We start from the raw sequence: 6,267 nt of genomic DNA, 5'->3' as shown, positions 1-6,267 counted from the left end.
TGGTTTTCAGTGGTCGTAAAAGAAAATGTCCCGTGGTTATTTAAAAGGATCTACAAAACAGAACGGCTATTATTGAGAAATCATCGGGGTAGGGCGTTCTTCCCTATTCGAGTACCATGGATGCAATTTTTCCATAGCACGGGCACTGTATTATAGTTGTATTGCTTTGAGCAATTGGCCTTTGATATATTGATTGATATTATGAAGTGCGGGACTACCGCTATCCAAAATAATCTAGTGCGGCCAATAGAAGATTGAATGCAAATAATCTATTATAATAATTTGTATTAATAATTGAGGAGTCAATTATGGCACGAATAGCTACAATCACCAATAATCAAATTCTCAAAGCCGCTCAAGCTGAGTTCCTCGCTCATGGAATTCGCGCAACCTCAGCGGCAATTGCCAAGCGTGCCGGCGTATCATCAGGCATTCTTTTCCAGAGATTCGGTACAAAGGAAGCTCTTTTTACCGCAGCGATGAATGCAGGAAATAATGCTGGTGGACAACCGCGACAGTTTGACCCTCGACAGCGTGCCGGTAAGGGGTCTGTTCAAAGAACTCTTGTTGAAATTGGAGATATCTTACTTGACCGGTTTTTCGTCACTGTTCCAAACCAGATGATGGCATGGGCCAATCCGGGACCAGAGCGTGGCGAAAGCATGGCCGATCAGTACCGTGAAAGAGGGGTCCGAGGTCAAAAAGTACTCGTGGAATACTTACGGGCCGAAGCTGCCTTAAAGCGAATCCGACTCGTCGACCCATTTGTTGTGGCGCAGACGTTTGGTGGTGCACTTTGGTTTTTCGCATTCGAGCAGGTGACTGGTGCAAAGTTGAGGGATAAAGGTCCTTCACCGTCACGAAGCGAATTCGTTCGGCAACTTGTCGACACACTATGGCATGGGCTGCGCCCGTGACAACAGCTATTGTTTAGGAGAATGCGAAATTATTATTAGAAACGCGAAAGGGAAACAGGGTGAGAAAATTATTTATTGAGCGGCTAATCATTAATTCCTTGGCATTAGCTTTGCATTATTGCTATTTGACATTCTTTGGAAAGGACTACAACCATGATAAGTCAAAGGAACAAGAGAGACGTTTTTTTTGGTAAATTAATAATTGAGCGAATAATTATTTATCTCTTTTCGTTGTGCCTGCTTCTTCCAATTCAGGCACATGCGCTCCAGCCACTCGCCGATTTCCTCCACCATGCGGCGCAGCGCAACTTCGACTATAGGGAGGCCCGTGCTACAGCAGTGCAGCGGGAGCATGAAACCAGCCAGGCATGGGCGCGTCTTCTTCCGTCGGTGACCGCCCAAGCCGACTATATCCGCAACCAATATCTTGGCGAAGCAATTATTCCCACAGGGGCACCAGCAGTTGGTGGCACTCTGCCGACCCGGAATGTCATCATTACTCCGGTCGATCAGCGGGATGCATCCTTTACTGCCGCTCTCACCCTCATTGACGTTGCCGCATGGGACAACATCGGTGCCGCCGGGGCCAACCGTGAAGCACAGAAAGCCCGCATGGCAGCCACCATGCTCGAAGTTCAGAAGACGGTAGCGCAGACCTACTACCAAATCATTGGTGCAAGCGCGGTTGGGCGCGCAGCTCGGCGTACACTTGCAGCGGCCCAGGACAACGCTCGTTTTATCGAAACACGTGTCAATGCTGGCCTGGCTTCGGAATTGGATCTGAAACGGGCTCTCGCAGAAGTGGAGCGGGATCGACAAGCAATACAGGACGCAGATTATACGACCATAACATTAAAGCGCTCACTCGAAACCCTTACCGGGCTTGTTCCCGAAGGTGATCCGGTCAAAGATTCAACGGCATTGCCGATGGATGATCTTCGTGACGAGCAGCCTCTCGCAGAATGGATAACAGGGATCGATTCGTTGCCATCGGTGAGAGCCGCATCATACGACAGGCGCGCGGCAAAACTCACTGCAGCCGCTTCACAATCGGCGTTGTTCCCGACTGTTTCCGCCCAAGCCACCGAGCGCGCAACGGACGCAACCGGGTTCGGCCAATCCCCTTATTATGCAATTGAGTTTCTCGCTTCCTGGAAGCTCCTCGACGTGTCCAGCTTTCAGGCATCTCGCGCACAACGGGCTGTAGCCGAAGCATCATCTGTTCGCTATGATCGGGCACGTGAAACGGCAGGACAGACGATCTTTGATGACTGGCACCACGTCCGCACACAGATCGAAAAGAGCCGTGCGGCACGCAGCTCCCTTGACGCATCACAGTTGGCGCTCTCCGTTGCCCGAGAAAAATATTCCTCCGGCAAGGCCACGCTGCTTGACGTAGTGCAAGCAGAACGGGATGCTTTCGCCGCTGAAGTCACCCAGATTCAGGCAGAGGCGGATCTTGCCTCAGCACGAGCATCCCTTCGGTTGAGCGCCGGTCATTCCCTGGAGGCAAAATGAAAAACCAACAATTATCCAACCTTGTGGGCGCAACCGATGCTTTGGCAACACATCGTCCGACGCGCATTCTACGTCTGCGCACCATGCTCCATGTGGGAACAAAGATGATGTTTCATGACAAACTGAAGTTCGCCGGAACACTGTTCGGTGTGTTCTTCGCCGTGGTTCTGGCCAACCAACAACTTGGGGTTTTTCTTGGTCTACTTTCGAAAAACACCATGTTCATCGACAATGCAGGTGCTGACCTGTGGATCGTGCCTGCCTCGACACAAACATTGCAGCCGGGGAAACCAGTCGCAATGGCTTCTCTCTACGAGGCGCGAACGACACCGGGTGTGGCATGGGCCGAGCCGCTTCTTTTTGGTGGAGGGTCGGTTTCATTGCCCAGCGGCGGAAGTGAGCAAGTGACGATAGTCGGAACAAAAGCTCCCTATTGGCATGGCGGACCATGGAACATCGTCGCCGGTTCGGTTGATGCACTACGCAATCCTGATGTCATGATCTTTGAAGACTCTGAGCGCGATAAGCTGGGCGGCCTCAATATGGGCAGCGTACGCGAGGTAAACGGACATCGCACCGTTGTAGGCGGTTTCACCTGGGGGTTATTGCCATTCGCTCCATCGTATTCATTCGCCGAATACGATTATGCGCGAGTCCTCTTGGGCACTCCGTCAGACCAAACGAGCTTTGTTCTTGTTGGTGTAGCACCAGGAAACAATCCCGACTCGGTTGCCGCTACCCTACAGGCACGAACTCCTGATTATTTGGTTCTGAGCACCCCTGCATTTCACAATCGGGTGCTGCGCTATTTACTCGTGAGTACCGGCATTGGAGCAACAACTGCCATGTCGACGGCGTTCGGGCTCATTGTCGGGTTGGTCATTGTCTCGTTATCAATGTTTTCCGCCGTTGTTGACAATATCAGAGAATTCGGTACGTTGAAAGCAATCGGCTGCCGTAATGAAGATTTGGCGTTGTTGCTGCTTGTTCAATCGGCATTTTACGGGCTCTTAGGCTCGCTTATCGGACTAACACAAATTTCGGCTATAGCCGGGTTCATGCGTTCGCCCAAATTGGCTCTGGTACTGCCATGGCAGACATATGCCTGTACGCCTTTATTGATGGTCCTTTTATGCGGGCTTGCTTCCTTGCTTGCCCTTTCACGCATTCGTAAACTTGAACCTGGGATGGTGTTCCGATGAAAAACACAAATGAACGCCCGTGTGTCATTAATGTCAATGGGCTCAGTAAAGTATATGGTTGGGGCGCTGTCGCCTTCGAGGCTCTGAAGGATGTCGACTTCTGCGCTGCTGCAGGAGAGTTCGTCATGATCTCCGGCCCGTCGGGCAGCGGAAAGACGACGCTTCTGTCGATCCTTGGGTGCGTGCTTCGTCCCACTACCGGGAACGTTACCATTTTCGGCCGCAATGTCAGCAACGCACGTGAAAACGAACTGCCGTCACTGCGGTTGAGTCTGATCGGCTTTGTGTTCCAGGGTTTTAACCTGATAGCCTCGTTATCTGCAAGCGAAAATATCGCTCTCATTCTCGAGCTGCGCGGATGGGAACCTAAGAATGCTCAAGGCGAGGCCGCTAAAATGCTCGCGGAGGTGGGAATTGCGGAAAAAGTTGACTCGCTCCCACGAGATCTTTCGGGTGGTCAGCGCCAGCGTGTCGCAATAGCGCGCGCGCTCGCAGGTCATCCGCCACTTCTTCTTGCCGATGAGCCTACGGCAAACCTGGATGGCCAGACCGGATTGCAGGTCACTGAGTTACTCAAAGACCTCGCGCGCATCCATGGTTCAACCGTGGTGGTCGTTACACATGATCCGCGAATCCACAACCTCGCAGATCGAATCGTAAACCTTGAAGATGGACAAATAAAAAAGGAGTCGCTATGAAACGCAAATCATGGGGTATCTACCTTGGAATAGTGGGAATGGTCTTGATGATATCGTTCATTGTACGGTCGCTTGCGAGCGGACCGTCGACAGCGCCTCAAAAGAAGGATATTGTCAAAGCCGAGCGAACAAGTACAGCCGCAGGGAAAGCCGATGAACGCATGGTAATTCCCGGGCCCGGCCTGGTTGCCGGAAATGCCATCGTGGAGCCGCGCCAGCCAGCGACCAAGGTCGCCGCCGCAGTTCCGGGACGAATCGCCGCAATTGTTGTCCATGAAGGCGACAGGGTAAAGCGCGGAGCACTGCTCGTGCAGCTTGAGGACGCACCGGAGCAGGCTGCACTGAAAGTCGCACTATATGATTACGAAAAAGCGATGCATGGTCAGCGCAAGGAAGATATTGAGGCCTCGATCAGCGACGCGGAAGCGGCACGGGCTCGGGCGGACCTGTCGGCCGAAGCGCTTCGTCGCACCGAGCAAGCGGCAAAAGGCGGCGCTGCTACCGCCGATGAGCTTGACAGAGCGCGACGGCAGGCGGAGAGCGATCGCCGTATGTTCGACGCGAGCGAGTCGCGCAGCCGGGCGATGGTAGCCGGTTCACGGTATGAAGACATCGCAGCGGCGCGCGCGCGGCTCGATCAAGCGAAAGCGAATTTGGAGCGGCTGGCGGTACGTGCGCCCATTGATGGCGAGGTTCTCCAGGTGAAATATCGCGCCGGTGAATACGTGACTCCGGGCGGCGACCCGCTCGTCATGATGGGTGATATGAGCGCATTGCGAGTCCGGATTGACGTTGACGAGCGCGATATTGGCCACATTGCAGTCGGCGATTCGGCGTTTGCGGTGGCTGATGCGTACCCCGGGAAAAAGTTCACCGGCAGAGTGGTTGAAATTGGCCGCATGATGGGGCGCAAGAATGCTCGAACCGACGATCCGACGGAGCGCATCGATACGAAAATTCTTGAGACAGTAATTGAGCTGGATAACCCTAATGGTCTCGTGCCGGGACAACTTGTAACAGGATACATTAAAGGGAGCAAAAAATGAATAAGCTTTCTAGGTTGTCTGTTATTGTCCTTGCAGGATTGGTTCTTGGGCCGTATAATTGCATCGGACGCAAAGCAAGATTCGATGGTCACCATCTCGGGCCGTGTACTCGGCGCATCCGTCGCGCATTCCGTTTACGTCATGCTGTGGGACTCAACTGGATTTATGAAGCAAGCGGTTCGGCAAATTCAATTGCGACCGGGGACAGAAAAGGTTTTTAGCTTCAAGATAGCACTAGGCCGTTGGGCAATTAGCGCGTTCGAGGACCTTAACGGCAACGGAATTCTTGACATGGGGTTCTTCGGCCCAAAAGAGCCGAGCGGCTTCTGGCGTCCATTCCACGCGAAGCGCAAGCCGCGGTTCAATGATGTGGCGTCCCAAATAGATCATACCATCTATGATGCGGATGTCAAGCTACGATGAAATGACTCTTGAATCTTGCTCTTTGAGCATGATTGGCTTGAAAAATGAAGATTGAATTAACGAAACATTCAAATGTGGCTCTCATAACTGCAAGACATGGTTCATTAACCCCTAGCTTGAGGAGTTCCGAACAAGCATCGATTTGTTCAAGAAAGAAAATGTGCTCCCGCTTTTGTTAGCTTCTCGACAAATGGGACAATATCGCTAACTTCAATTGCAAACCGGTTCCACCCACCGGGTACCTGCTGGGTTCCATCAGGCATTGGCTGTCCGTCCCCGGCTGCCGGATTTGAAGTGCTGAGAACGAGACGAAGATCTCCCCGTGAAAGCATTGCAAAGGACGGTGCCGGGTGCATTTCGAGCTTGAAACCCAATTGATCCGTATAAAACGGAATGGCTGCGGCGACATCATGGACAATGTAGCGCACTTGAACTGTGGCCATACAATTCCCCTGTTCTTGAC

General features: G+C 52.4%; 7 protein-coding genes. 6 read left to right on the top strand and 1 reads right to left on the bottom strand.

Going from position 1 to position 6,267, the window contains the following annotated elements:
• Positions 1-308 precede the first annotated feature (308 nt).
• The 6 genes from VLX68_15250 to VLX68_15225 all read left to right on the top strand — a co-directional run bounded on the left by VLX68_15250 (position 309) and on the right by VLX68_15225 (position 5,804).
• A complete protein-coding gene (locus VLX68_15250) occupies positions 309-917 on the top strand; it encodes a helix-turn-helix domain-containing protein (GenBank protein ID HUI93602.1) in 609 nt (202 codons plus the stop codon).
• 153 nt (positions 918-1,070) lie between these two features.
• Positions 1,071-2,435, top strand: a complete 1,365-nt coding sequence (locus VLX68_15245; protein ID HUI93601.1) for a TolC family protein — start codon at positions 1,071-1,073, stop codon at positions 2,433-2,435.
• Positions 2,432-3,637, top strand: coding sequence for an ABC transporter permease (locus tag VLX68_15240; GenBank protein ID HUI93600.1), 1,206 nt, complete (start codon positions 2,432-2,434; stop codon positions 3,635-3,637). Before VLX68_15245 ends, VLX68_15240 begins: the two co-directional genes overlap by 4 nt.
• The gene (locus VLX68_15235; GenBank protein HUI93599.1) at positions 3,634-4,335 is read left to right on the top strand and encodes an ABC transporter ATP-binding protein; all 702 of its coding nucleotides are present in this window, start codon (positions 3,634-3,636) and stop codon (positions 4,333-4,335) included. The genes VLX68_15240 and VLX68_15235 overlap by 4 nt, the downstream gene beginning before the upstream one ends.
• The gene (locus VLX68_15230) at positions 4,332-5,381 is read left to right on the top strand and encodes an efflux RND transporter periplasmic adaptor subunit (protein HUI93598.1); all 1,050 of its coding nucleotides are present in this window, start codon (positions 4,332-4,334) and stop codon (positions 5,379-5,381) included. Before VLX68_15235 ends, VLX68_15230 begins: the two co-directional genes overlap by 4 nt.
• Positions 5,382-5,426: 45 nt before the next feature.
• A complete protein-coding gene (locus VLX68_15225) occupies positions 5,427-5,804 on the top strand; it encodes a DUF2141 domain-containing protein (GenBank protein HUI93597.1) in 378 nt (125 codons plus the stop codon).
• Between the two features lie 146 nt (positions 5,805-5,950).
• Here the strand turns inward: VLX68_15225 and VLX68_15220 are convergent, their stop codons facing one another.
• Positions 5,951-6,247, bottom strand: coding sequence for a VOC family protein (locus tag VLX68_15220; GenBank protein HUI93596.1), 297 nt, complete (start codon positions 6,245-6,247; stop codon positions 5,951-5,953).
• Positions 6,248-6,267 lie beyond the last annotated feature (20 nt).

This window comes from Chitinivibrionales bacterium, from assembly GCA_035516255.1.
GTDB lineage: Bacteria > Fibrobacterota > Chitinivibrionia > Chitinivibrionales > FEN-1185 > FEN-1185.
The sequence above is the reverse complement of the archived record's forward strand: the minus strand, read 5'-3'. Positions and strand labels throughout refer to the sequence as shown.